Here is a 24,997-nt window from a genome sequence, read left to right as displayed (position 1 = left end):
CCGCGCGACGTCCCCACGGAGACGTACGAAGAGTACGAAGGGGGGCCCGTACCCGCGCAGTTGAGACGTGGCACCTCGGCCGGCGCATCGCGTGGCGTGCGGGCGGATGACGGGACGGTCGGAGCAGCGACCGCGCTGCTGGACGCCTACCGGCCGGGGGACACCTTCTTCGCCTCCCCTTTCCGCACCCTCCTCGCGCGCGGGGTACACGCCCGAGTGCCGCACGGTGCGGCGCCGTTGGGCGACCGCGTCGCCCAAACCCTCCGGGCCGCCAGGGAGGAGGGGCAGGCTGCCCCCTTCGTAGTGGGTGCCGTGCCGTTCACGAGCACCGAGCCCGTCGAGCTCGCCGTCCCCGGAACGGCACGCTGGGCACCGCCGCTCTGCCAGGACCCGCTGATCGCGCTGCCCGCGCAGACCCCGTCGGGCGGCCCGTGGCGGGTGCGTCCGGTGCCGGAACCGGCGGTCTACGCGGAGTCCGTCGGGGAGGCCGTACGCCGCGTGGAGCGCGGGGACTTGGACAAGGTGGTGCTGGCCCGCACGCTGGAACTCAGCTCCCCGGCCGACCTGGACACGCCCGCGATGGTCCAGCGGCTGGCGCGCCGCGACCCGCGCGGCTACACGTTCGCGACGCCCACGGGCCCCGGACGCACGCTGCTCGGCGCCAGCCCGGAACTCCTCGTCTCCCGCCGCGGCCGGCACATCGTCGCCAACCCGCTCGCCGGCTCGGCGCAGCGCAGTCCCGACGTCGCCGAGGACGTGCGGGCCGCCGCGGCGCTTCTGGAGTCCGCGAAAGACCTGCACGAGCACGCGGTCGTCGTCCAGGCCGTGCTCGAAGCCCTCGACCCGCTGTGCAGCGAACTGTCCGTCCCGCCGCAGCCCACGCTCGTACGGACGGCGACGATGTGGCACTTGTCCACGACCGTCGCCGGTGAACTGGCCGTGCCCGACGGGCACGGGCGGCAGCCCACCTCACTCGAACTCGCTCTCGCTCTGCATCCGACGCCCGCGGTGTGCGGCACGCCGACCGGACGTGCACGCGGTCTCATCGGTGAACTGGAGCCCTTCGACCGGGGGTTCTTCACCGGTGTGGTCGGCTGGGCCGACGAGAGCGGCGACGGGGAGTGGGTCGTGACCATCCGCTGTGCCGAGGCAGAAGGACGTTCACTGCGGTTGTACGCGGGAGCGGGTGTCGTGTCGGCGTCCGTGCCCGAGTCGGAGACCGAGGAGACCGCGGCGAAGTTCCGCACGTTCCTGGACGCCGTGGGGGCCGAGCTGTGACGGGAACGGAGGTCCAGGGCTGGCCCGCCGAGTACGTCCAGCGCTACCGGGAGGCCGGCTACTGGCGTGGCGAGACCTTCGGCCGGATGCTGCGGGACAGGGCCGAGCGTTACGCGGAGCGCACAGCGATCGTCGACCCGGCGTCGCGAAGACGCTGGTCCTACGCCGAACTCGACGCACGGGCGGACGCGATGGCCGCCGGGCTCCACGCCCGCGGAGTGCGGAAGGGCGACCGGGTCGTCCTTCAACTGCCCAACGTGGCCGAGTTCTTCGAGGTGGTCTTCGCGCTCTTCCGTATCGGGGCGCTGCCCGTCTTCGCGCTGCCCGCCCACCGCCACGCCGAGATCCGCCACCTGTGCGCGTTCAGCGAGGCCGTGGCCTACGTCGTGCCCGGCGTGCACGGAGGCTTCGACCACCGGGAGCTCGCGGACAGAGTGCGGGCCGAAGTGCCCACGCTCCGGCACGTCTTCGTCGCCGACGCGGACCCGGGCGGCCACGAACGTCTCGCCGACGTCGCCGATGCCGGCGCCGGCGAGACCCCGGCGGCTCTGGAGGAGCCGTCACCGCACGACCTGGCGTTCCTGCAGCTCTCCGGCGGGACCACCGGTGTCCCGAAGCTCATCCCGCGTACGCACGACGACTACATCTATTCCGTCCGGGCGTCCAACGAGATCTGCGGCGTGGACGAGCACTCCGTCTACCTGTGCGCGCTGCCGGCCGGCCACAACTTCCCCCTCAGCTCGCCCGGAACGCTCGGCGCGCTCCACGCCGGCGGCACGGTGGTCCTCGCGCCGCAGCCCGCCCCCGAGACGGCGTTTCCGCTCATCGAGCGTGAACGCGTCACGATCACGGGACTCGTGCCGCCTCTCGCCCTGGTGTGGCTGGAGGCGGCGGAACGAGGAGGTCACGACCTGTCGAGTCTGGAGGTGCTGCTGGTGGGCGGCGCCAAGTTCAGCGAGGAGGCCGCCCGCCGCGTGCGGCCCGCTCTCGGCTGCACACTCCAGCAGGTCTTCGGGATGGCGGAAGGGCTGGTGAACTACACCCGGCTCGACGACCCGGAGGCGACGATCGTCACCACGCAGGGCCGGCCCATCTCACCTGACGACGAGATACGGATCGTCGACGAGGACGACGAGGACCTGCCCGACGGGGCCACCGGCCACCTCCTCACCCGCGGGCCGTACACCATCCGCGGCTACTGGCGGGCCCCCGAGCACAACGCGGTCGCCTTCACCGAGGACGGCTTCTACCGCACGGGCGACGTCGTCCGGCGCACGCCCACGGGCCAACTCGTCGTCGAGGGCCGGGCCAAGGACCAGATCAACCGGGGCGGGGAGAAGGTCGCCGCCGAGGAGGTCGAGAACCATCTCCTGGCCCACCCGGGAGTGCACGACGCGGCAGTCGTCTCCATGCCCGACCGCTATCTCGGCGAGCGTGTCTGCGCCTACATCGTCCTGCGCCGGGACGCGCAACCCGTCAAGCCGCTGCACATGAAGAAGTTCCTCCGCGAACGGGGACTGGCCGGCTACAAGATCCCCGACCGGATCGAGTTCAGCGAGGCGTTCCCGGCCACGGGCATCGGCAAGGTCAGCAAGAAGGACCTGCGGGCCGCCATCGCGGCCCGGCTCCTCGAACTCGAACAGTGACGTCACCACCCTCCACCACCGAAAGGGCACCGACTCCCATGGCGCTCCCCTCGATTCAGCCGTATCCCATGCCCGCGGCGGCCGAGGTTCCGGACAACCGCGTGACGTGGAGACCCGACCCCTCCCGGGCGGTCCTCCTCGTGCACGACCTCCAGAACCACTTCCTCGACGCGTTCACCCGGGGGGCCTCCCCGCTGGAGGAGATGCTGGGCAACGTCGCACGCGTGAAGGAGGCGTGCGCCCGCGCGGGCGTCCCGGTCGTGTACTCGGCCCAGCCCGGCGGCCAGTCCCCCGGCGAACGGGGGCTCCAGCAGGACTTCTGGGGGCCGGGGCTGCCCGACGAGGAGCGTGCCCGAGCCATCGCCGCGGACGTCGCCCCCGAGGAGGGCGACACCGTGCTGACCAAGTGGAAGTACAGCGCCTTCGTCCGTACGGACCTGGCGGAGCGCATGGCGGCCGCCGGCCGCGACCAGCTGATCGTCGTCGGTGTCTACGCCCACATCGGGGTGCTGATGACGGCCTGCGACGCCTGGATGCGCGACATCCAGGCGTTCGTCGTCGCCGACGCCGTCGCCGACTTCAGCGCCGGGGACCACCTCTCGGCGCTGAGGTGGGCGGCTTCGAAGTGCGCGTCCGTCACCACCACCGGCGCCCTCGTGGGCGACGTCGCCGGGCAGGAGGGATGAGCACCGTGCCCCTGACTCTCGAACGCATCCGGGCCGACGTCGCCGACGTCCTCGGGGAGGACCCCGCGGACATCCCCGACGAGGAGAACCTCGCCGACCTCGGACTGGACTCCGTCCGCCTCATGAGCCTCGTCGAACGCTGGCGCGGCGACCACGGAGTGCGGGTCTCCTTCGCCGAACTGGCCGAGAAGCCGGGCATCTCGCTCTGGTGGGACCTGCTGCGGGATCGCGTATGACCACCTCCGTCGACCGGCCGATCGACGACGCCGGAGAAGACACCCGCCCGGACGACGGCCGCCCGGAAAGCGCCGGCCCGGAGGCAGGCAGCCGGTACGGCCCCGAGACAGGCAGCCCGTACGGCCCCGGGGCCGGTCTGCCGCTGACCGCGGCACAGACCGGCATGTGGCTCTCCCACATGCTCGACCCGGAAAGCCCCGCCCTGAACACCGCCGAGTACCTGGAGATCGAGGGCCCGCTGGATCCCGCCGCCCTCCGCGAGGCCGTCCGGCGCGGCCTCGCCGAGTGCGACGCGCTGTGGGTGCAGTTCCTCGAAACCCCGGAAGGAACACGGCAGTTGCCGGTGCGGCCCGCCGACGACGGCTTCCCGCTCCACGAACGCGACCTGCGCGGGGAGCCCGACCCGGACCGGGCGGCCCGCGCCTGGATGGACGAGGACCTGCTCAGGCCCTGTGATCCGACCGCCGGGCCGCCGTTCGGCACGGCACTGCTCAGAACGGGCGAAGAGCGCACGCTGTGGTACTTGCGGGTCCACCACGCCGTCATGGACGGGTACGGCTACTCGCTCGTCGCCGGCCGCGTCGCCGACATCTACACGTCGCTGCTCCAGGGGGCGGACGCCGGCCCCGGCCCGTTCGGGCACCTCCGCGAACTCGTCGCCGAGGACGCCGAGTACAGAGCGTCGCCCGCCTACGGGACCGACCGTGCGCACTGGGTGCGGGCCCTTGCCGGTGCCGAGGACTCCTCCGCCGCGGAGAGGCCCGCCCTGCTGCCCTCCTCCGCCTTCCACCGCTCCACGGCCCGGCTCGACGCGGACGCGGCCGGGAGGATGCGGGAGCTGGCCGCGTCGCTGCGGGCGACGTGGCCGGAGGTGCTCATCGCCGTGCAGGCCCTGACGGAGTCGCGGGAGACCGGGAACGAGGACGTGGTCCTCGGCGTGCCCATGATGTGCCGTACGGGCTCGGTGGCGCTTCGCACACCCGGCATGGTGATGAACGTCCTGCCACTGCGGCTGCGCGTCACACCCCGGGCCACGTTCGCCGAACTGACCCGGCAGGTCGTACTCGGTCTCCGCTCCCTCCGCCGCCACCAGCGCTACCGGTACGAGGACATCCGGCGCGACACCGGCGCGCAGGCCGGCGGCCGCCCTCTGACGGGTCCGCTCGTCAACGCGATGCCTTTCGACCACAGCCCGGACTTCGCCGGCACCCCCGCCAGGGTGCACAACCTGTCGGCAGGACCGGTCGAGCACCTGACGGTCAACGTCCGCGGCGACGGCCGGGGACTGAGCATCGACCACGACGCCAACCCGGCCCTGTACGACGAGACCGAAGTGGCACGCCGTCAGGCGCGGTTCGTCGAACTGGTGGAGAGACTGACCGGCACCGATCCGCACCTGCCGCTCGCCTCGCACGCCATCGTGACGGCAGCCGAACGGGAGACCGTGCTGGAGGAGTTCAACGACACAGCCGTCCCGACACGGCCCACCACACTCCTCGGGCCGTTCGAAGCGCGAGCGGCCACCGCGCCGCGCGCGCCCGCACTCGTCGCCGACGGCCGGACCCTCGACTACGGCGAGCTGAACGCACAAGCCAACCGGCTCGCCCGCGAGCTGGCGCTGCTCGGAGTCCGCCCCGGCTCCCTCGTGGGGGTGGCCCTGCCGAGGTCGGTCCACCTGGTGGTCGGGCTGCTGGCGGTACTCAAAGCCGGCGGGGCGTACCTGCCCCTGGACACCGACCACCCCACCGAACGGCTCCGCGGCATGCTGGAGGACGCAGGCGTCTGGTGCGTGCTGACCGACAGCGCCACGGCCGGGCTCCTGCCGGACACCGCCGTCCCCGTGCTGCCGCTCGACGTACTGGACGTCTCGGCGCATCTGCACACCACCCCCGGACGCCCCCTCACGCCGCAGCACCCCGCGTACGTGATCTACACCTCCGGTTCCACCGGGCGGCCCAAGGGCGTCGTCGTGCCCCACTCCGCCATCGACAACCGGCTGCGCTGGATGCAGGCCCAGTACGGTCTCGGCCCCGGCGACCGGGTGCTCCAGAAGACCCCCAGCGGCTTCGACGTGTCGGTCTGGGAGTTCTTCTGGCCGCTGCGCGAAGGCGCGACCCTGGTCATGGCGGAGCCCGGCGAGCACCGCGATCCCGCCGCACTGGCCCGCACGATCCGCGAACAGGGCATCAGCACGGTGCACTTCGTGCCGTCGATGCTCCAGGAGTTCCTCGCCGAGCCCGGCGTGTCCGCGGACGCCGCCGGACTCCGGCGTGTCTTCTGCAGCGGGGAGGCCCTGCCCCGCGACACCGCCGACCGCTTCCACCGGTTGCTGCCGGACGTGCCGTTGTTCAACCTCTACGGGCCGACCGAGGCCGCGGTGGACGTCACCCACCACCCCTGCGTCGCCGGGGAGAGCGGGCCCGTGCCGATCGGCCGCCCCGTGTGGAACACGCGTCTGTACGTGCTGGACGCGGCGCTTCAGCCCTGCCCGCCCGGCGTGCCCGGGGAGCTGTACCTGGCGGGCGCGCAGCTCGCCACGGGCTACCTCGGCCGGCCGGAGCTTACTGCGGCGCGGTTCGTCGCCGACCCGTTCGCCGCCGCACGCGGCGAGACCGGAGCCCGCATGTACCGCACCGGCGACGTCGCGCGGTGGCGGGACGACGGGGCCGTGGAGTACCTGGGACGGACCGACACCCAGGTGAAGCTGAGCGGACTGCGCATCGAACTCGGCGAGATCGAGGCGGCGTTGACCGACGACCCCGGAGTGCGGGCCGCCTGCGTCGTCGTACGCGAGGACAGGCCGGGCGATCAGCGGCTCGTCGGCTACGTCGTTCCGTCCGAGCAACTCCGGCCGCCCGGCGCGGAACCGCTGCGCTCCCGGCTCGCGGCGAGGCTGCCCGCCCACATGGTTCCCGGGGCGCTGGTGACGCTCGACGCCCTGCCGCTCAGCCCGAACGGCAAGCTGGACCGCAAGGCGCTGCCCGCGCCGGAGAACGAAGGGACCGGCAACGGCCCCGGCCGGCCCCCCGGCACTCTCCGCGAGGAGACACTGACGCGCGTCTTCGCCGAGGTCCTGGGCCTGCCCAAGGTCGGAGCGGACGACGGGTTCTTCGATCTCGGCGGTACGTCGCTGCTCGCGATACGGCTCATGGCCCGGGTGCGTGAGGAGACCGGCGCGCGGCTGAGCGTCGCCTCCCTCTTCGAGAGGCCCACCCCCGCAGCGCTCGCGGCCGGACTCGACGGCGGCTTCGACGACTCCGGTGCGCTGGAGGTCCTGCTGCCGCTCAGGGACGCCGGAAGCGAGAGGCCGCTGTTCGTCGTCCACCCGGCCGGCGGCCTCGGCTGGTGCTACTCGGGGCTGCTCGCCCCGCTCGGCGCGGATCAGCCCGTCATCGCCGTTCAGGCCCGCGGACTGGTCCGCCGGGAGCCGCTTCCCGGCAGCATGACCGAGATGGCCGCCGACTACGCGGCTGAGATCCGCAAGCACCAGCCCCGCGGCCCCTACCGGCTGCTGGGCTGGTCGGTCGGCGGGGTCGTCGCACACGCCGTGGCGGTGCTTCTGCGGGAAGCGGGCGAAGAGGTCGAGCTGCTCGCGCTGATGGACGCCTATCCGGCCGACCAGTGGCGCGGCATGGAAGTGCCGCAGGAGGCCGACGCGTTGAAGGCGCTGCTGCGCATGGCGGGCTTCGAGTCGCAGGACGGCGAACTGGAACGTGCGCAGGTGCTGGAGCGGCTGCGCGAGGAGGGCAGCGCGCTGGCGGGGCTCCCGGAGGAGACGCTCACCGCCGTGACACGCATCGTCGTCAACAACGCGCGGCTGATGAGAGAGCACGAACACGCCCGCTTCGACGGTGACATGGTCTTCTTCACCGCGACGGCGCCGCGTTCGGAGGACTGGCTCCGGCGGGACGCGTGGCGTCCGTACGTCTCCGGCGGCATCCTCAACCACGATCTGCCCTGCCTGCACCACGAGTTGACCCGGCCGGAGCAGATCCAAGCCGTCGCCTCCGTGATCGCCGGTCACTTGAGGGGCGACGCGGGATGAGCGGAGCCGGGCGGGGCCTGTGGCGGCCCCGCCCGGCCCGTCCCCGCCCGTCGTCCCCGTCCGGTCGTTCCCCTACAGGCGCTGGGAGCGGCGCTGCAGCAACAGCAGCCACGCCAGATAGAGCCCGCCCGTCACGCCGGTGACCACCCCCACCGGCACGATTCCCGGAAGCCGCTGGGCGGTCCAGTCCGCGCCCACCGCCAGCAGTGCGCCCATCCACGCGGCGGGCAGTACGTTCGGACCGCCCGACCGTGTGAGACGGCGGGCCAGTTGGGGCGCCGCGAGCGAGACGAACGGGATCGGGCCGGCCGCCGCCACCGACATCGCCGTGAGGCCCGTACCTGCCGCGAGCAGCACCAGGCGGGTCCGCTCAGGAGCGACGCCGAGGGCTGCCGCCGCGTCGTCGCCCATCTCCAGCAGCGCGAGCCTCCGGGCGTGCGCCAGCACGACCGGCAGCAGGACCAGCACGCCCGCGGCCGCGGTCCCCGCATCGCTCCAGCCTCGTCCTCCGAGGCTGCCGACCATCCAGGTGGCGGCCTCCGCCGCCTTCCCCAACTCGGCCCGTACGAAGAGGAACCGGGTGCAGGCGCCCAGCACCGCCGATACGCCGATGCCGATCAGGACCAGCCGGAATCCGTGTACGCCGCCCCTCCAGGCCAGCACGTACACGGCGCCGGCGGTCACCAGGCCGCCGCCGACCGCGCCCGCAGCGGTGGACGCCGCACTCGCGTCGAGCAGGATGATCGCCACGAGGGCTCCCGCTGACGCGCCGTTGCCGAAACCGATGATGTCCGGACTTCCCAGCGGGTTCCGCGAGACGGACTGGAAGACCGCGCCGGAGGCGCCCATCGCGAAACCCACCAGGAGCCCGTCCAGGACGCGCGGCAGACGCAGCTCCATCACGACGAACTCCGCCCCCGGCGGCCCGGCCCCGAGCAGAGTGCCCACCACCTCCGCGGGGGAGAGCGGGAAGTCCCCGAAGCCGACGGCCGCGACGGCGGCTGCCGCTCCGGCCGCGGCGAGGAGCACCGAGACCAGCAGCGCCCGCGGCTCGAAACGCAGCGACAGCCCGCCACGGGCGCGCACATGGCCGCGGCCCACCTCCACGACTGCTGACCGCGTCACAGCTGCACCACCCTCCGGCGCTGTACGAGATGGATGAAGAGCACCCCGCCCAGCAGCGCGGTGACGATGCCGACCTGGACCTCCGACGGCGGTGCGACGACGCGCCCCGCCACGTCCGAGACGAGCAGCAGCACCGGGGAGTAGAGGGCGCAGTACGGGAACAGCCAGCGCGTGTCGGGGCCGGTGAAGGGGCGTACCGCGTGCGGCACCATCAGGCCGATGAAGCCGATCGGTCCGCAGACCGCGGTGGAGCCGCCGCACAGCAGAGTCACGGAGGCGACGGACAGCACCCGCGTCCTTCCGGGGTGCGCGCCGAGGGAGCGGGCCGAATCGTCCCCGAGTGCCATGGCGTTCAGGGGGCGGGCCAGCGCGAGCGCCAGCACGGTACCGGTCAGGAGCAGGGGAGCGGCCTCCAGCAGCAGGTCTCCGTTCCGTCCCGCGAGGCTGCCGACGTCCCAGTCGCGCATGCGGTCCAGCGCCTCCAGGTCGAGGAGTTGGAGGCCGTTGACGTAGCCGCTGAGCGCCGCGCTCACGGCGGTGCCGGCGAGCGCCAGGCGGACGGGGGTCGCCGAGCGGCTGCCGGCGAGGGAGTTGACGAGGACCGCGGCGACCGCCGCACCCGCGACCGCGAACCACAGGTAGCCGCTGAAGCTGCGCACCCCGAGCAGGCTGATGGCCGTCACCACCGCCGCGGACGCCCCCGCGTTGACCCCGAGGAGGCCCGGGTCGGCGAGCGGGTTCCGGGTGAGTGTCTGCATGACGGCGCCGGCCAGACCCAGCGCTGTTCCCACGGCGACGCCGATCAGGGTGCGCGGCAGCCGCAGGTCGTGGACGATGGTCTCGTTCTTGCCCACCGCGCCCAGCGTCAGGCCGTCCCACACCTGGCCGAGCGGGACGTGGTGGGTGCCCACCGAGAGACTCAGCGCTACGGCGCACGTCAGCAGCACCAGCCCCAGCAGCAGTCCGGCGGGACGCAGCACGTACCGCTGCGGCTGCGGCGCGGGAGCGCCGGTGCCGGGTGTGACGGGTTGATGCCGGCCGGTGGGGGCCTGGTGCTCGACGGCGGAGAGGCTGCTCACACCCTCTCCCGGCCCGAGCGTCTCAGGCCGCCGGAAGCGCCGGAAGCACCGGAAGCACCGGAAGTGCCGGAAGCACCGGTCTCCCGCGCTTCGGTGCGGAAGCGCACGCACTCCTCGTAGGAGGGCAGCAGGCCGAGGTCTTCGGCTTCGGCGAGCGTCGGTGCGGCTGCGTCCTTGGGGGAGAGCAGGGGGGTCACCTCGGAGGGCCAGGCGATGCCGAGCGCCGGGTCGAGCGGATGGACGCCGTGTTCGCGGTGCGGTGCGTAGCCCGTCGAGCACAGGTAGACGACGGTGGCGTCGTCCGTGAGCGCGAGGAAGGCGTGGCCGAGGCCCTCGGAGAGGTAGAGGGCCTTCGCGGAGCTGTCGAGCCTGACCGCTTCCCACTGACCGAAGGTGGGCGATCCGCGTCTGACGTCCACGACGACGTCGAGGACCGCCCCGGCCGGACACGTGACGTACTTGGCCTGCCCCGGCGGCACGTCCGCGAAGTGGATGCCGCGCAGCGAGCCACGCCGCGAGACCGAGCAGTTGCCCTGCCCGAGTGTGAGGGGGGCTCCGGTGGCCTCCGCGAACTCCTCCGCCCTGAACCACTCGTGGAACGCGCCCCTGTCGTCCCTGTGCACGGGCGGCGTGTGCAGCCAGGCTCCTTCGATGCCGAGCGGACGCATCAGTTCCCTCCCCGGGGTGCCCGAGTGGCCGCCCCCTGTGCCGAGTCGCTGTGGACGACCGAGGTGAACGCCTGACCGAGCACGGTCCGCCAGTGCGCGGGCGGCGGCTCGCCCACCTCGGCCCACCGGCCGTGCCCCAGCACGCTCCAGGCGGGCCGGGGTGCGGGCCGCCGCAGGCTGCCGCTGCTCGTCGGGCGTACGCGGCCGGTGTCGCTGCCGCACAGCCGGTAGACCTCCTGTGCCAGGTCGTACCAGGTGGCCCGGCCGCCGGCGGTCGCGTGGAAGACGCCCGCCGCCGCGGGTGCGGGCAGGCGCCCCAGCGCCAGCAGACGTGCGGCGACCTCTCTCGTCCATGTGGGCTGGCCGACCTGGTCGTCGACGACGTCCGCCGTGCCGCCCCCGGCTGCGCGTTCGGCCATGGTGCGTACGAAGTTCCTGCCGTGCGCGCCGTAGAGCCAGGCGGTGCGCACCACCGTGCCCGTATGGGGGAGCGCTTCCAGAACGGCTCTCTCCCCGGCGAGTTTGCTCCGTCCGTACGCCGAGCGCGGGCCGGGGGCGGCGTCTTCCGGGTAGGGCCTGTCCGCGTCGCCGGAGAAGACGTAGTCGGTGGAGACGTGCAGCAGACGGGCGCCCGCACGCGCGCAGGCGCGGGCGAGCACGGACACGCCGTGCGCGTTGGTCTCCCAGGCTGCGCTCTCGTCGTCCTCCGCGCCGTCGACGTCCGTCCAGGCGGCGCAGTTGACGACGACGGAGGGCCGCGCTCGGTGCAGGACGCGCGTCACCGCTCCGGCGTCGGTGAGGTCCAGTTCCCGGCGTTCGAAACGGAGGGCGGGAACACCGGCTTCCCGCAGCACGGAGGACACGTCCCGGCCGAGCATGCCCGCGGCCCCTGTGACGAGCCACCCCGTCAACGCGACCACCAGTCCCGGTTGGCGCGGTACCAGGCGACGGTCTCGGCGAGTCCTTCGTCGAAGGACCGCTCGGGCCGGTAGCCCAACTCGTCGCGGATGCGGCCCCAGTCGACGGAGTAGCGGAGGTCGTGCCCCTTCCGGTCGGGGACCTGCTCGACGCGCTCCCAGGAGGCTCCGCACGCGGCGAGCAGTCTTCCCGTCAGCTCACGGTTGGTCAGCTCGGTGCCGCCGCCGATGTTGTACGTCCGTCCCGCGAGGCCCTTCTCCAGTACGAGGCACAGGGCGCGGCAGTGGTCCTCCACGTGCAGCCAGTCGCGTACGTTGCGTCCGTCGCCGTACAGCGGGACGTTCCGCCCGTCGAGCAGACGGGTGGTGAAGAGGGGGATGACCTTCTCGGGGTGCTGTTGCGGCCCGTAGTTGTTGGAGCACCGGGTCACCCGGACGTCGAGGCCGTGCGTCCGGTGGTAGGCCAGCGCCAGGAGGTCGGAGCCCGCCTTGCTCGCCGAGTAGGGGGAGTTGGGGTCGGTCGGTGCGTCCTCCGTCCAGGAGCCCTCGGTGACGGACCCGTAGACCTCGTCGGTGGAGACGTGCACGAAGCGGTCGATGCCGTGCCGGACCGCTGCTTCCAGCAGGGTCTGCGTGCCCAGCACGTTCGTGGAGGCGAACTCGCTTCCGGCGGCGATGGACCGGTCGACGTGGGACTCCGCCGCGAGGTGCACGACGGCGTCGTGGCGGTCCATCAGCGAGTCCACGAGAGCCGCGTCGCGGATGTCGCCGTGCACGACGTCGAGGCGGCCGCTGTCCCGTACGGCCCGCAGGTTCCGGGCGTTTCCGGCGTAGGTGAAGGCGTCGAGCACGGTGACGGCGCCGATGCCGTCGCCGCGCTCCGGCCCGAGGAGGGCGCGGACGAGGTGGGAGCCGATGAAACCGGCTCCTCCGGTCACGAGGGTACGCATGGGTTCCCGTTCAGGAGGTGAGGTGGACGCGGCTGTGGTCGCCGAGGACGAGGCGGTGCGCCCGCGGTGCGCGGGGCGCGCCGGTGACGTGGACGGTCCGCCCGATGAGTGAGCCCTCGATGCGGCCCGCGCGGTCGATGCGCGACCCGTCCAGGACGATGGAGAACTCGACTTCGCTGTCCTCGATCACGCAGTCCTCCGCGACGGAGGTCGAAGGACCGATGTAGGCGTCGCGTACGACGGTGCCGGCGCCGATGACCGCCGGGCCCACGATGCGGGACCGAACGATCTCCGCTCCCGCCTCGACCCTTACGCGGCCGACGAGTTCGCTGCCGGCGTCGACCGTCCCGCTGACGCAGCTGTCCATGCCTTCCAGGACCGAGCGGTTGACTTCCAGCATGTCGATGACGTTGCCGGTGTCCTTCCAGTAGCCGGTCACCGTCGAGGCGTGCAGCACGCAGTCCTGGTCGATCATCCACTGGAGCGCGTCGGTGATCTCCAGCTCGCCGCGTGCCGAGGGGCGGATGGACCGTACGGCCTCGTGCACGGCGGGGGTGAAGAGGTACACGCCGACGAGTGCGAGATCGCTGCGGGGACGGGCGGGCTTCTCCTCCAGGCTCACGACCCGTCCGTCCGGGGCGAGTTCGGCGACGCCGAAGAGGGTGGGGTCGGTGACCTTCGTCAACATGATGCCCGCGTCCGGGCGGTCGCGGCGGAAGCCGGCGACCAGTTCCGTGATGCCGCCGACGATGAAGTTGTCGCCGAGGTACATCACGAAGTCGTCGTCGCCGAGCCAGTCCCGGGCGATCATGACGGCGTGCGCCAGGCCGAGTGGCTGCTCCTGTTCCAGGTACGTGACGCGGGCGCCGAAGAGCGAGCCGTCGCCGACCGCTTCGCGGATCTCGGCGGCGGTCTCCCCGACGACGATGCCGATCTCGGTGACACCCGCCGCAACGAGCGATTCGATGCCGTAGAAGAGGACCGGCTTGTTGGCCACCGGGACGAGTTGCTTGGCCGCGGTGTGCGTGATGGGCCGCAGCCGGGAGCCGGTTCCTCCGGAGAGGACGAGAGCTTTCACTGGGATCATCCTTGCTTCACTGGACCGGTACCGCCGGTCCTGGCTGCGGGGATTCGAGGGGTGGCGGGCCCCTCTGCGTTCTGATGGCGCCACAGACGGGCGTAGGCGCCGTCTGCGGCCAGCAGTTCCTCGTGGCCGCCGTGTTCGGCGACCCGGCCGTCCTCGAGGACGACGACGGTGTCGGCCTTGGCGGCCGTGCTCAGCCGGTGGGCGACGAGGACGGTGGTGCGGCGCCCCGAGGCGGCCGAGGTGACCTGGTTGATCACGCCTTCCGCTGCCGGGTCGAGTGCGGAGGTGGCCTCGTCCAGCAGCATCAGCCCGGGGTCGACGAGTTCGGCCCGCGCGAGTGCGATGAGCTGCCGTTCCCCCGAGGAGAAGTTGCGTCCGCGCTCGCCGACCGGCTGGCGGAAGCCGAACGGCTGCGACTCGATCAGCGCCAGCGCGCCCGTCGTCCGTGCCGCGGCCTCCACCTCGGCGTCCGAGGCGTCGGGACGGCCGTAGCGGATGTTGCTCGCGATGTCCCCGGTGAACAGGTGCGGTTCCTGCGGCACGTAGCCGGTCAACTGGCGGTACCCGGAAGCCGGATAGTCGCGGATGTCGGTGCCGTCGACGAGGATGCGGCCACTGGTCGCCTCGTGGAAGCGCAGCAGCAGTTTGACGAGCGTGGACTTGCCGGCACCGGTCCTGCCCACCAGCGCCACCGTCCGTCCCGGCTCGATGTGGAGGCTGACGTCCTGCACGGACGGCCGTGCGGCACCGGGGTAGGTGTGGCTCACGGAGCGCAGTTCGACCGCCCCGGTCAGCCGTCCGGGGAGGGCCGCGGCAGGCCGCTCGTCCGCCGCGGGGGTGGGCAGCCGCAGGAGTTCGACGGTGCGGCGCAGGCCGACGGCAGCCTGCTGGTAGCTGTCGAAGGCCATCGACAGTTGCTGGATGGGCGAGAAGAGCATCCCCAGGCAGAGCATGAACGCGATCAGCACTCCCGGGTCGAGGGTGCCGCGTGCGACCCAGAGGGCTCCGACGAACAGCACCAGCGCCTTGGCGAGTTCGGAGCAGAGGTTGACGCTGGGGAAGTAGACCGCGGCGTACCGCTGTGCCCGCAGGCGGGAGGAGCGGTAGGAGTCGGAGAGTTCGCCGAAGGCGTTCGCGGTGTCCTTCTCCCGGTTGCCCGCCTGGGCGACGCGCAGAGCGGAGACGTTCTCCTGGAGTGAGGTGTTGACCTCCCCGATCCGCCGCCTCGCCTCCGCGTACGCGGCGGACGACAGGCGCCAGAAGACGGCGCTGGCGACGAACACCAGCGGCAGCGGCGCGAGCGCGGTGAGCGCCAGCGGAAGATGCACGGTGAGCATGACGACCGTCACGCCCGTCACTGTGGCGAGTGACGCGACAGCGGTGAGCAGGTGCGACTGGAGGAACGCCGACATCGCTTCGATGTCGTTGGCCATCCGGGTCATGATCTGCCCGCTGCGTTCGCGCTCGTAGAAGTCGACGCCCAGGCGCTGGAGTTTGGCGAACGCGCGGACCCGGAGGCCGTAGAGCACCCGCTCGCCGGCTCGCCGCGTGACCCGGCTCTGCATGACCAGCACGGCCCAGCCGCTCACCACGAGGGCGAGGGCCAGCAGGGCGGAGTTCCGCAGCACGTCCCCGTCGCCGGCCTGGACGCCCGAGTCGAGGCCGCGACGGACCAGCAGCGGCAGCGAGGTCGTGGCGGCGGTGTCCAGGACGAGCAGGGCGAGTCCCAGCAGCAGGGCGGCACGGACGGGGCTCAGCAGCTGTCGGAGACCGATCCGCGTGCGGGGAGCGCGCAGTTCGTCTTCGTCCAGGCGCGGGTCGTCGTCCTCGCCGGCGCCTCCCGTGCCGCCCGCCCCCTCGCCGGGCGACACGGGGGGCCGTTCACCTGTGCCACCAGGGGGGAGCGGCCACAGAGCGGGAGTGATGTCCGCGTCGGACTGGGCGGCGGGCTCCGCGCGTTCGTCGATCGAGTCGCTCGGACCTGCCGTCAGCTCTCTGAACAGGGAGCACCGCTCGGCCAGTTCCTCCTGCGTGCCGGTGTCGACGACCCGGCCGCCGTCCAGTACCGCGATCCGGTCGGCCAGTTGCAGGGTCGAGCGCCTGTGCGCGATGAGCAGCGTGGTGCAGGAGCCGGTGATCCCGGACAGAGCGGTGTGGATGGCGGCCTCGGTCGCGGCGTCGACGGCGGAGGTCGCGTCGTCGAGCACGAGGACACGAGGCCGGCTGAGCAGGGTCCGGGCGAGGACGAGGCGCTGCCGCTGCCCGCCGGAGAGGTTGTTGCCGCGCTCACCGACATCGCTGTCGTAGCCTCCGGGCAGGGCGCTGACGAAGTCGTGCGCGCCGGCCTCCCGTGCCGCGGTCTCCACTTCGGCAAGGCTCGCGTCGGGACGGTCGTAGGCGATGTTGTCGCGGACAGAGCCGGAGAAGAGGAACGGCTCCTCGAAGACGACGCCGACGGTCTCCCGGAGGGATGCCAGCTTCAACTCGCGTATGTCGGTGGCCCCTTCGGGGGGCCCGATCCTGACGTCGCCTGCCTGGGGGTCGTAGAAGCGCGGCAGCAGCAGCGAGACCGTGGACTTCCCGGAGCCGGAGGAGCCGACGAGGGCGACGGTCTCGCCGGGGCTCACCGACAGGGAGAAGCCGTCCAGGACGGGATCGCTGGGGGCGTATCCGAAGCGCACGTCGCGGAACTCGACCGCCAGCGGGCCTGGGCCGACGTCCGAGGCGTCGTCCGCTTCCGTGATGTCCGGCCGGGCGTCGATCAGTTCGTACACCCGCTCCGCGCAGGCACGCGCCTGCTGCGCGGTGACGAGGAAGTTGGCGAAGAGCCTTGCCGGCCCGGCCAGGAGTGTCAGGTAGCCGGCGAAGGCGAGGAACGTACCCAGGTCCAGGCGGCCCCGCAGAGCGAGCCAGCCGCCGAACGCGAGGACTCCGACGAGTCCCAGGTGCGGCAGTGCCGACATCGACGCGGTGGCCAGTGACTGAAGCCGCACCACGCGCATCCGCCTGTCGAAGAGGCGGCGTGCGGCGTGCGAGAGGCGGTCGACTTCCCGCTGCTCCTGCCCGAAGCCCTTCACGACGCGGACGCCGGTGACGTTCTCCTCCACGCGTTCCGCGATCTTCGCGGCGTGGGCCTGCGCGTCGCGCGTCGCCGGCACCAGGCGTCGGCGGCTTCGCGCGGTGACCAGCGCGAGGGCCGGGATCACCGTGAGGGAGACGAGCGTCAGCAGCGGCGAGAGCCAGAGCATGGCGCTCACGGAGACGGCGAAGAGGGCGGTCACCCCCATCGGGATCGGGAGCATGCCGAGCATGATCTGCACCTGTTGCAGGTCGCTGTTGGCACGCGAGACGACCTGCCCCGTGCGGAGGGTGTCCTGCTTCGCTCCGTCGAACTGCTGGATGGAGTCGAACAGGGCGGTGCGCAGCCGGTGTTGGACCGCGAGTGCCAGCTTGCCCGCGACGAAGCGGCGGGCGAACTCGGCGCCGAACTGCACTGCGGCGAGTGCGACCAGCCCGAGGACGAGCAGGCGGATCCGGCCGGTCTGTCCGGAGACGGCGTCGTTGACGGCGAGTCGCGCGAGGAGGGGGCCGAACGCCTCAAGTCCTGTTCCCAGGACGGAACTCAGGACGACGACGAGCGTGAGTCGCCGGTGCTGGAGGCAGGCGGCCGCGAGGCGGCGGAGCCAGGACGGGGGTGTTGTTGATCTACTGGGCACATGGTTAGCTTAGGCTTACCTAAGTATAGGTCGCCACATGTGTTGCGTGACCTCGGCCACATTCATCAGCCCGGAGTGGACGCTCCGGGCGTAACCCCGGCCCCGACCGCGACGGCGTGAACGGACCGGTGACGCACCAGCAGGAAGAAGGTCTCGATGCGTGTCTTGTTCGCCGGTCCGCCCTTTTTCGGACTGCTCTATCCGATGATCCCGCTGGCCCACGCCTTCCAGGCCGGCGGCCACGACGTACTCGTCGGCACCTGCGGCGCCGCCGCCCGGAGGACGGAGGAGGCGGGGCTCCTCGCTGTGGACTGCGCACCCGGCATCGACCCGGACGCGCTGTACGCGGAGATGGAGAAGAGACGGGAGGGCAAGCCCCCCTCGCCCGGCGAGGCGGGCCGGCCCCCCAAGGGGAAGGGCTTCTCGTTCTTCAGCGACGAGATGGCCGACGGCATGCTCCAGGTCGCCGGCCACTGGCGGCCCGACCTCGTGGTGCACACCCCCAACGGCGTGGTCGGCCAACTCCTCGCGGCACGGCTGGACATACCCTCCGTTCTCCACGCCGTCGGCTTCGGGCACACCGGCGCCCACGTGCGGATGATGAACGACGCCCTGTCCGACGCGTACGAGCGCCACGGCCTCGACGGGCCGCGACCGGTGTCCGCCTGGTTGGACGTCACCCCGCCGAGCATGAGCCGCACGGACGAGCCGCGCCGCTGGTCGATGCGGTACGTCCCCTTCAACGGCGGTGCCGTGCTGCCCGGTTGGCTCTACGAACCACGTGAGCGGCCCAGGGTCACCGTCACCCTGGGCACCGTACGCCCGGTGGTCGACGGCGTCTCCCCGGTCAAGTGGGTCGTCGACGCCGCACGTGAGACGGACGCCGAGTTCGTGCTCGCCCTCGGCGGCGCCGACCCCGCCGGCCTCGGACCGATGCCCGACAACGTGCGGACCGTGCCGTGGACGCCCCTCGGCGCCCTGCTCGCCGCGTCCGACGCCGTCGTGCACCACGGCGGCGCCGGTACGACGCTCACCGCGCTGGACTCCGGGCTCCCCCAGATCGTCCTCGGCGAGGGCGCGGACCGCCCCGCCAACGCGGCCGCCGTACGAGAGCGCGGCTGCGGCCTCGTGCCGGAGGACCCGCAGGACCTCTCACCCGCCCTCATCCATCAGCTGCTCACCGACGGTTCGCTGCGCGAGAACGCACGTGAGGTGGCGGCGGAGATGGCGGCGATGCCCAGCCCCGCGGAGAGCGTCGGACGGCTGACCGAGCTGGCCCTCACCCAGCGGCGGGCCCGATGAGCGCCGTGCACGAAGTTCCGGAGCGCCCCCCGGCGGAACCCTGCCGCGGTCCCGGCGAGCACCACCCCGCCGCGCCCGGCGTGACGGACAGTCCCCGGGTGATGCGGCTGGCCGCCGACCTCGGCAGCCACGGGACGACCCCTACCCGTGAGAGTCTGCTCGCCGACTTCTGGACGGAGACCGAGGCCGCGGGAACGCCGCTGATCGAACCCGTCCCCGGCGACCCGCACCACCGGGCTGTCACGTTCCTGTGGCGGGGAGGGCCCACGACCCGGCGGGTGCTGCTGCTCGTCAACCGCCTCATCGACCGTTCCGACCACACCTCCGGGCTGATGCGGCAACTGCCCGGCACCGACGTCTGGTACTTCACCTACCGGCTGCGCAGCGACCACCGCGGCTCGTACCGCATCGCCGCCGACGACTCGCCGGTCGTGCAGGTCGATGAGGAGCACCTCCGGTCGCTGGCCGCGCACTCGGTGGGCGACCCGCTCAACCCCGAGCCGATCGCGACACGTTGGCACGGCCCCGAGGGTTCGGTCTTCGCGCTCCCCGACGCGCCTCCGCAGCCCTGGCGGGCGCGGCGGCCCCTCGTCGAACGGGGAACGGTGCAGCGCCGTACGTTCACGAGCGGCGCTCTCGGTGCCGAGCGCGAAGTGTGGGTCTATCTGCCGCCCGGCACCAAAGGGGCTGAGCGCCCGGCCCCCGACGTGCTGCTCCTGCTGGACGGCGACATGTGGTTCGGGCAGATGCAGTTCGAGAACGTGCTCGACAACCTGCACGCCGACGGCGCCCTCGGGCCTCTGGCCGTGGTCGCTCCGGACGCGGTCGACAACGCGACGCGCATGGGCGAGTTCGGCGGTCGCACGCCCTACGTCGACTTCCTCACCTCCGAACTCCTCCCCTGGGCCGTCCACCGGTGGTCGCTGAGCGACGACCCCTCCCGGACTGCCCTCGCGGGCCAGAGCCTCGGCGGTACGACGGCACTGTTCACCGCACTCGCCCAGAGCCGCACGCGCGTCGGGAACGTCATCGCCCAGTCCACGTCGCTGTGGTGGCACCCCGACGTCGGCCCGGGCATCCCCTCGGGCTTCTCCGAGGGCGACCAGTGGCTGACCCGGCAGTTCACCGAGCGGCCCGTGCGCGACGTCCGGATCCGCCTGGACACCGGCCTCCACGAGGGCGTCATGACGGAAATGGCCCGCCGGCTGGAGGAACGCCTGCGTGCACGCGGCTACTCCGTCACCCACACCGAGTTCAACGGCGGTCACGACTACGCCTGTTGGAGCGGAGCACTCGCCGACGGGCTCGTCGCCCTGCTCGGCCCGCGCTCCGCCCGGTGACCTCCCGTACCGCCTTCGTCCCTTCCACCTCACACACCGGACAACCGAGCCAAGGAGCCCCTTCCATGACGTCATCCCGCCTCCCCGCACACAGACTCAGCTCGCTCACCGCCGCAGCCGTCACCGGGACGCTGCTCCTGGCCGGGTGCGGCACCGGCCAGGACGGCACGAGCGCCGAAGCCGGTGGAAAGGAGGCTTCCGGCACCCGGACCGTGACGGACGCCAAGGGGACCGAGGTGAAGGTGCCCGCCGCTCCCGAGCGGGTGGTCACCCTCAGCGAGCCGACCCTCGACGCGGCCCTCTCGCTCGGCTTCCAGCCCGTCGGAGCCACCAGCGGACGAGGCCAGCAGACGGTGTCGAGCTACCTGACGGAGAAGGCCGGGAAGGCCGAGATCGTCGCGACAGTGGCCGAGCCCGACTTGGAGAAGCTGGCCCGGCTGCGGCCCGACCTGATCCTGCTCGACGAGACAGTGGGCTCGAAGCGCGTCATGGACAAGCTGCGCGCCATCGCCCCCACGGTCCTGACGGCCGAGCTCAAAGCCGGGTGGAAGAAGGCGCTGCTCTCCACCGCCGACGCGCTCAACAAGCGCGAGAAGGCGGAGAAGTGGCTGGAGAAGTTCGAAGAAGACGTGCGCGGCACACGTTCCGGGCTCGGCAGCAACGCCAAGGCCGAGACCAGCGTCATCCGCTGGCAGGAGGGCGGACCGTCGGTCGTGGGCAAGGGCGAAGGACACGTCGGCTCGACGCTCGCCGCCCTCGGGCTGACGCGGCCGAAGGGCCAGCAGGGCGAGAGCCTCGGTCGCAGCGAGCCGGTGAGCCTGGAGAAGCTGGACACCATCGACGGCGACTGGCTCTTCTTCGGCACACTCGAGGACGCCGCCTCGGGCCGCAAGGCGCTGAAGGAGGCGCGCAAGGTCCCCAACTTCGAGCGACTGAACGCGGTCGAGCGGGATCACGTGGCGGTCATCGAGGGTTCCGCCTGGAACAGCGCGGGCGGCCCCATCGCGGCCCGGACCGTCCTGAAGGACGTGAAGCGGAACCTGACTCCCTGATCCGCGGCGGGACCCGCCGCCCGCCGGGCCGTCCGTCGCGGGCCTGCCACCCGACGGCGGGCGGCCGGCCCGGTGCCGTGAGCGGGCCCGCGTGCTGGTGCGGCCCGGGCGCGGGAACGACGTGCCGCACTCGACGAGGGGCACGACGAGGGGCACGACGAGGGCTCGACGAGGCCGCCGGGGGCGTCCGCGCACTCGCACCGCGGACGTCCACCTCGCCGGGCACGGCGGCTCGATACAGCGTCAACGCCACGCGCTGCGCGCGAAGTACGGCCTCGACCGCCGCGCCGCCCGCACCCAGCCGTTCTGGGCGACCGGCCGCACCGGCCTCTGACCGCGCGCGGCCCGGCGAGTGCATGCCCCGCGCCACTCCGCGGGCGCGCCACCGGGACCAACCCGCGTTCAGCCCCCTTCCGTCGGTGCGGATTCCAGCGGTGCGGATTCCAGCGGTGCGGATTCCAGCGGTGCGGAGCGGCTCCGCTCCGCACCGCTGCGTCCCGCTGAGTCATGGTCCGTGGCGGCGGGAGCGCCGGAGTCCGGAGAGCGCAGGAGATCGGCGACCGTGCCCTGCCGGACGCAGCGTCCGCCCTCGAAGACGGCCGCCCGGTGGGTCAGTTCCCGTACGGCGTGCAGGTCGTGGCTGATGAAGAGCAGCGCGGTGCGGGCGGGCGCCAGCAGTCCGGGGAGGGCCCCCAGCACGCGTTCGCGTGAGATGACGTCCAGCGCGGACGTCACCTCGTCGCACACCAGCAGTGCCGGGCGTGCCAGCAGGGCACGCACCAGGGCGCAGCGTTGCAGCTGGCCACCGGAGAGCTGCCCGGACGCCCGGTCCAGCAGTGCCTCGTCCAGGTCGAGAAGGTTCGCTGTCGCGCGTGCCTCCGCCTCCGCCGCGGCAGCCGTCATGCCGCGCAGCAGCCGTCCTGCTGCGGCGAGTTGCCCGAGGAGCGGCCTGCCGGCCTCGAAGGACTCGGAGCTGCCCTGGTGCACGTACTGGACGGCCCTGCGCTGCACGGGGCTCCGCGCTTCGACACGGCCGGGCAGCGGGGAGCCGCCGTGCCGCAGTTCACCGGATGTCGCCTCGGTGAGTCCGGCCAGCAGCCGCCCGAATGTCGTCTTCCCGGAGCCCGACGGTCCGATCAGGGCGGTCGTGCTGCCCGGCGGGAAGGACATCGTGACGGGCCCCTTCAGCAGAGGGCGTCCACGGCGTGGGCGTACGGCGACCTCCGCGGCCACGACGCCCTCGGCGCCGCCGGGCCCGTCGGTGACCTCCGCCGGTCCGTCTCCTGACGCCGTGCGGCGTTCCGACGCGAGCAGTCCGCGCGTCAGCGGATGCGCGGAGTCGGCCCCGGCACCGAGCACCCGGTCCACGGGCCCCTGCTCCACCGCGCGTCCTCGCTCCAGCACGGTGACGTGGGCGGCCAGCTCCCGCACGAGTGCCAGGTCGTGGCTCAGCAGCAGAACACCCGCGCCGTCGGCCGCGAGGGCCCGGAGCCGTTGCGTGAGTGCGGACGTCGCGACGGGGTCGAGGCCGCTCGTCGGCTCGTCCAGCACCAGCAGCCGCGCCCCGGTGACCAGGGCCGACGCGAGCGCCACACGCTGCTGTTCGCCGCCCGACAGCTGATGCGGGAGTCTCCTGGCCATCTCCGGTTGCGGCAGCCCGGCTGCCTCCAGGGCGTACCGGACGGCCTCCGAGCGGCGGCCGGGCGGCTCCTGGCGCAGGGCTGCGAGCTCCCTGAGAGCACGGCCGACGCGGTGCAGGGGATCCAGTACGGTCTCGGGGTGCTGCGCCAGGTGCCCGGCCGCCCCGGACCGCAGTGCCCGACGGCGTGGCTCGTCGAGCGCCAGCAACTCCCGGCCGCCGAGGAGGACTTCGCCTTGCAGCCGGACGCCGGGCCGGGACGCGGCGAGCGCGGCCAGCCCCAGTGTGGTCTTTCCGCTGCCCGACGGGCCGACGACTGCGGCGACGCGTCCCGCCGGAACGGTGAGTGAGACGTCGTGCAGCAGCGGATCAGCCGCTGCCTCGGCGTGTGCGGACAGCCGGCGGACCTCCAGCAGCGGCGCGTGCGACGTCAAACCGCCGCCCTCCAGCGGGCCAGCGCCCGGTCGACGCACAGGTTTCCACCGACGCACAGCGACATCAGAAGCGCTGCGGGGACCAGCACTGCCGCGGGCTGGGTGAAGAGCGCGTCGCTGTTGCGCTGGATGAGCACCGACCAGTCCGGTGAGGACGAAGGCAGCCCCAGGCCGAGGAAGTTCGCGGAGGCCATCAGGTAGAGCACACCGGAGAAGCGGGCTCCGGCGTCGGTGGCGAGCGGACCGGCCAACTCACGGGTGAGATGGCGCAGATGGACGTACGCCCAGCCGCGTCCCTGCATCCGCAACGCCTCGACCACGGTGCGGCATCCCGGCGCCAGCGCCGCCGCCCGCACGAGCCGGGCGACGGACGGCACCTGCAGCACGGCGGCGACCACGACGAGCCACACCCATCCGCGGCGCCCGGTGGCCGCGAGGGTCAGCAGGAGCATCAGCCCGGGCAGTGCCAGCAGCAGGTCGAGGGCCCGCATCACCGTCTCGTCCAGCGTCCTGCGCGGCCCGGCGGCCACCAGCCCGAGCGGGACGGCCACCGCGTAGCACAGCAGCAGAGCGCCGAGCGTCCCGCCGAGGACGGAGCCCCCGCCGTGCAGGACGAGCGCCAGCACGTCCCGGTCCAGCACGTCCGTCCCCAACGGGTGCCCCGGGCCGGGCGGTCGGGACGGGAGAGCCGTCGAGTCCGGTGGCGGGCCCACGGGCCCCGCCACGAGCGGCCCGAGCACGGCCGCCAGCACCGGCAGACCCAGCAGGACCGACGCGAGGAGCCCTCCGGCCGTCACCGCCGGACCGCGACCGGAGACGTCTCGTCCAACGGGCGGCGTTCCCGCGCGCTGCGTCATGCCCAGACCTCCCTGCGGGGCGCCAGCCTCTGCGAGAGGAGGTCGCCCGCGAGGTTCACCACGACGACCGTGCCCGCGAACAGCAGGGCGTAGGACTGCACTTGAGGAGTGTCGCGGTTCTGCACCGCCTGGACGAAGCCGGTGCCGACGCCTTGGACGCTGAAGAGGGACTCCACCACCAGCGCCCCACCGAGCAGGCCTTCGACGCAGCGGGCGAACTGCTGCGTCGCGGGGGCGAGGGCATTGGGCAGTACGTGGCGCAGCACGACCCGCCGCTCCGGCAGCCCCAGGAGCCGCAGATGCTCGGCCGGGGCGCTGCGGAGCTGTTCGGCGGTGCCCACGCGTATCTGCCGGGCCAGATCGCACAACTGGCGTGCGGCCAGGACGAGTACCGGCATGACGAGCACACCCGGCTGCCCGAGCAGGCCCACCGCGTCGAGCCCCGCGGCGGTGGCGGGCAGCAGACCCGCGGCGACGGACAGCGCGGCGATCAGCAGCATGCCGAGAACGAACTCCGGCACGGAATGCAGCAGCACGGTCGCCGTGTTGAGCGCCCGGTCCAGCCGGGTGCCCTCCCGCAGCCCCGTGGCGACGCCCAGCAGCGGTGCGAGTACCGCCACCAGAGCCAGGGCGGGGAGCGCCAGCACCACCGAGACGGCCAGCCGCCCGGCGAGCTCGTCGCCGACGGGAACGCCCGTCACCAGTGAACGGCCGGGGTCACCGGCCAGCAGGGAGCCCAGCCAGTCCCAGAACCGCTGCCAGACCGGCTCGTCGAGGCCCAGCTTCGCCCGGAGCGCGGCGGCCTGCTGCGGATTCCCGTGATCCCCTAGGAGGACGTCGGCGGTGTCCCCCGGCACCAGGGAGTCCAGCGCGAAGACGACCAGGAGCGCGAAGAAGCACTGGGCGACCGCCAGCACGCTCCTGCGCACGGCATAGCGG

Annotated in this window: 18 protein-coding genes; 8 read left to right on the top strand and 10 right to left on the bottom strand. The window is 72.7% G+C overall.

Annotated features, from left to right (window positions below; all coding sequences use genetic code 11):
* Positions 1–96: 96 nt before the first annotated feature.
* The 5 genes from H181DRAFT_RS17095 to H181DRAFT_RS17075 are packed head-to-tail and all read left to right on the top strand — an operon-like array spanning position 97 to position 7,892.
* Entirely contained in the window at positions 97–1,278 is a 1,182-nt protein-coding gene (locus tag H181DRAFT_RS17095; RefSeq protein ID WP_254666882.1) for an isochorismate synthase, read from the top strand.
* The gene (locus tag H181DRAFT_RS17090; RefSeq protein ID WP_045865332.1) at positions 1,275–2,924 is read left to right on the top strand and encodes a (2,3-dihydroxybenzoyl)adenylate synthase; all 1,650 of its coding nucleotides are present in this window, start codon (positions 1,275–1,277) and stop codon (positions 2,922–2,924) included. The genes H181DRAFT_RS17095 and H181DRAFT_RS17090 overlap by 4 nt, the downstream gene beginning before the upstream one ends.
* Before the next feature lie 38 nt (positions 2,925–2,962).
* The gene (locus tag H181DRAFT_RS17085; RefSeq protein WP_045865331.1) at positions 2,963–3,610 is read left to right on the top strand and encodes an isochorismatase family protein; all 648 of its coding nucleotides are present in this window, start codon (positions 2,963–2,965) and stop codon (positions 3,608–3,610) included.
* A complete protein-coding gene (locus tag H181DRAFT_RS17080; RefSeq protein ID WP_045865330.1) occupies positions 3,607–3,846 on the top strand; it encodes a phosphopantetheine-binding protein in 240 nt (79 codons plus the stop codon). The genes H181DRAFT_RS17085 and H181DRAFT_RS17080 overlap by 4 nt, the downstream gene beginning before the upstream one ends.
* The gene (locus H181DRAFT_RS17075; RefSeq protein WP_078895790.1) at positions 3,843–7,892 is read left to right on the top strand and encodes a non-ribosomal peptide synthetase; all 4,050 of its coding nucleotides are present in this window, start codon (positions 3,843–3,845) and stop codon (positions 7,890–7,892) included. The genes H181DRAFT_RS17080 and H181DRAFT_RS17075 overlap by 4 nt, the downstream gene beginning before the upstream one ends.
* A gap of 72 nt (positions 7,893–7,964) precedes the next feature.
* Here H181DRAFT_RS17075 and H181DRAFT_RS17070 read toward each other — a convergent pair whose 3' ends face one another.
* The 7 genes from H181DRAFT_RS17070 to H181DRAFT_RS17040 all read right to left on the bottom strand — a co-directional run bounded on the left by H181DRAFT_RS17070 (position 7,965) and on the right by H181DRAFT_RS17040 (position 17,434).
* A complete protein-coding gene (locus H181DRAFT_RS17070; RefSeq protein ID WP_045865329.1) occupies positions 7,965–9,017 on the bottom strand; it encodes a FecCD family ABC transporter permease in 1,053 nt (350 codons plus the stop codon).
* Positions 9,014–9,997 (bottom strand): FecCD family ABC transporter permease, encoded by a 984-nt coding sequence (locus tag H181DRAFT_RS17065; protein WP_045865436.1) that lies wholly within the window; start codon positions 9,995–9,997, stop codon positions 9,014–9,016. Before H181DRAFT_RS17065 ends, H181DRAFT_RS17070 begins: the two co-directional genes overlap by 4 nt.
* A gap of 95 nt (positions 9,998–10,092) precedes the next feature.
* Positions 10,093–10,764, bottom strand: coding sequence for a dTDP-4-dehydrorhamnose 3,5-epimerase family protein (locus H181DRAFT_RS17060; RefSeq protein ID WP_078895789.1), 672 nt, complete (start codon positions 10,762–10,764; stop codon positions 10,093–10,095).
* Positions 10,764–11,675, bottom strand: a complete 912-nt coding sequence (rfbD, locus tag H181DRAFT_RS17055; RefSeq protein WP_045865434.1) for a dTDP-4-dehydrorhamnose reductase — start codon at positions 11,673–11,675, stop codon at positions 10,764–10,766. The genes H181DRAFT_RS17060 and rfbD overlap by 1 nt, the downstream gene beginning before the upstream one ends.
* Positions 11,672–12,631, bottom strand: a complete 960-nt coding sequence (gene rfbB / locus H181DRAFT_RS17050) for a dTDP-glucose 4,6-dehydratase (RefSeq protein WP_045865328.1) — start codon at positions 12,629–12,631, stop codon at positions 11,672–11,674. Before rfbB ends, rfbD begins: the two co-directional genes overlap by 4 nt.
* A gap of 10 nt (positions 12,632–12,641) precedes the next feature.
* On the bottom strand, positions 12,642–13,709 hold the full coding sequence (locus tag H181DRAFT_RS17045) for a glucose-1-phosphate thymidylyltransferase (RefSeq protein ID WP_045865327.1): 1,068 nt from the start codon (positions 13,707–13,709) through the stop codon (positions 12,642–12,644).
* A 5-nt stretch (positions 13,710–13,714) separates the two neighbouring features.
* Complete coding sequence (locus tag H181DRAFT_RS17040; RefSeq protein WP_078895788.1) at positions 13,715–17,434, bottom strand: ABC transporter ATP-binding protein; 3,720 nt, start codon at positions 17,432–17,434, stop codon at positions 13,715–13,717.
* A 156-nt stretch (positions 17,435–17,590) separates the two neighbouring features.
* On the opposite strand from H181DRAFT_RS17040, the gene H181DRAFT_RS17035 reads away from it, so the two are divergent.
* From H181DRAFT_RS17035 to H181DRAFT_RS17025, 3 genes are all read left to right on the top strand, one after another.
* Entirely contained in the window at positions 17,591–18,736 is a 1,146-nt protein-coding gene (locus tag H181DRAFT_RS17035) for a glycosyltransferase (protein ID WP_045865326.1), read from the top strand.
* Positions 18,737–18,741: 5 nt separating this feature from the next.
* Positions 18,742–20,076 carry an enterochelin esterase gene (gene fes / locus H181DRAFT_RS17030; protein WP_254666881.1) on the top strand — a complete coding sequence of 445 codons (1,335 nt, stop codon included), beginning with the start codon at positions 18,742–18,744 and terminating at the stop codon, positions 20,074–20,076.
* A gap of 65 nt (positions 20,077–20,141) precedes the next feature.
* Complete coding sequence (locus tag H181DRAFT_RS17025) at positions 20,142–21,128, top strand: ABC transporter substrate-binding protein (protein WP_045865324.1); 987 nt, start codon at positions 20,142–20,144, stop codon at positions 21,126–21,128.
* Between the two features lie 402 nt (positions 21,129–21,530).
* On the opposite strand, the gene H181DRAFT_RS17020 is transcribed toward H181DRAFT_RS17025, so the two are convergent.
* The 3 genes from H181DRAFT_RS17020 to H181DRAFT_RS17010 are packed head-to-tail and all read right to left on the bottom strand — an operon-like array spanning position 21,531 to position 24,987.
* On the bottom strand, positions 21,531–23,201 hold the full coding sequence (locus H181DRAFT_RS17020; RefSeq protein WP_074467906.1) for an ABC transporter ATP-binding protein: 1,671 nt from the start codon (positions 23,199–23,201) through the stop codon (positions 21,531–21,533).
* Positions 23,198–24,058, bottom strand: coding sequence for an ABC transporter permease subunit (locus tag H181DRAFT_RS17015; RefSeq protein ID WP_078895787.1), 861 nt, complete (start codon positions 24,056–24,058; stop codon positions 23,198–23,200). Before H181DRAFT_RS17015 ends, H181DRAFT_RS17020 begins: the two co-directional genes overlap by 4 nt.
* Positions 24,055–24,987, bottom strand: a complete 933-nt coding sequence (locus H181DRAFT_RS17010) for an ABC transporter permease (protein ID WP_254666880.1) — start codon at positions 24,985–24,987, stop codon at positions 24,055–24,057. The genes H181DRAFT_RS17015 and H181DRAFT_RS17010 overlap by 4 nt, the downstream gene beginning before the upstream one ends.
* Positions 24,988–24,997: the final 10 nt, after the last annotated feature.

Source organism: Streptomyces sp. WMMB 714 (assembly GCF_900090125.1).
GTDB classification, from domain to species: Bacteria; Actinomycetota; Actinomycetes; order Streptomycetales; family Streptomycetaceae; genus Streptomyces; species Streptomyces daqingensis.
Note: the sequence above shows the minus strand (reverse complement) of the source record. Positions and strands in the feature narration are given on the sequence as shown.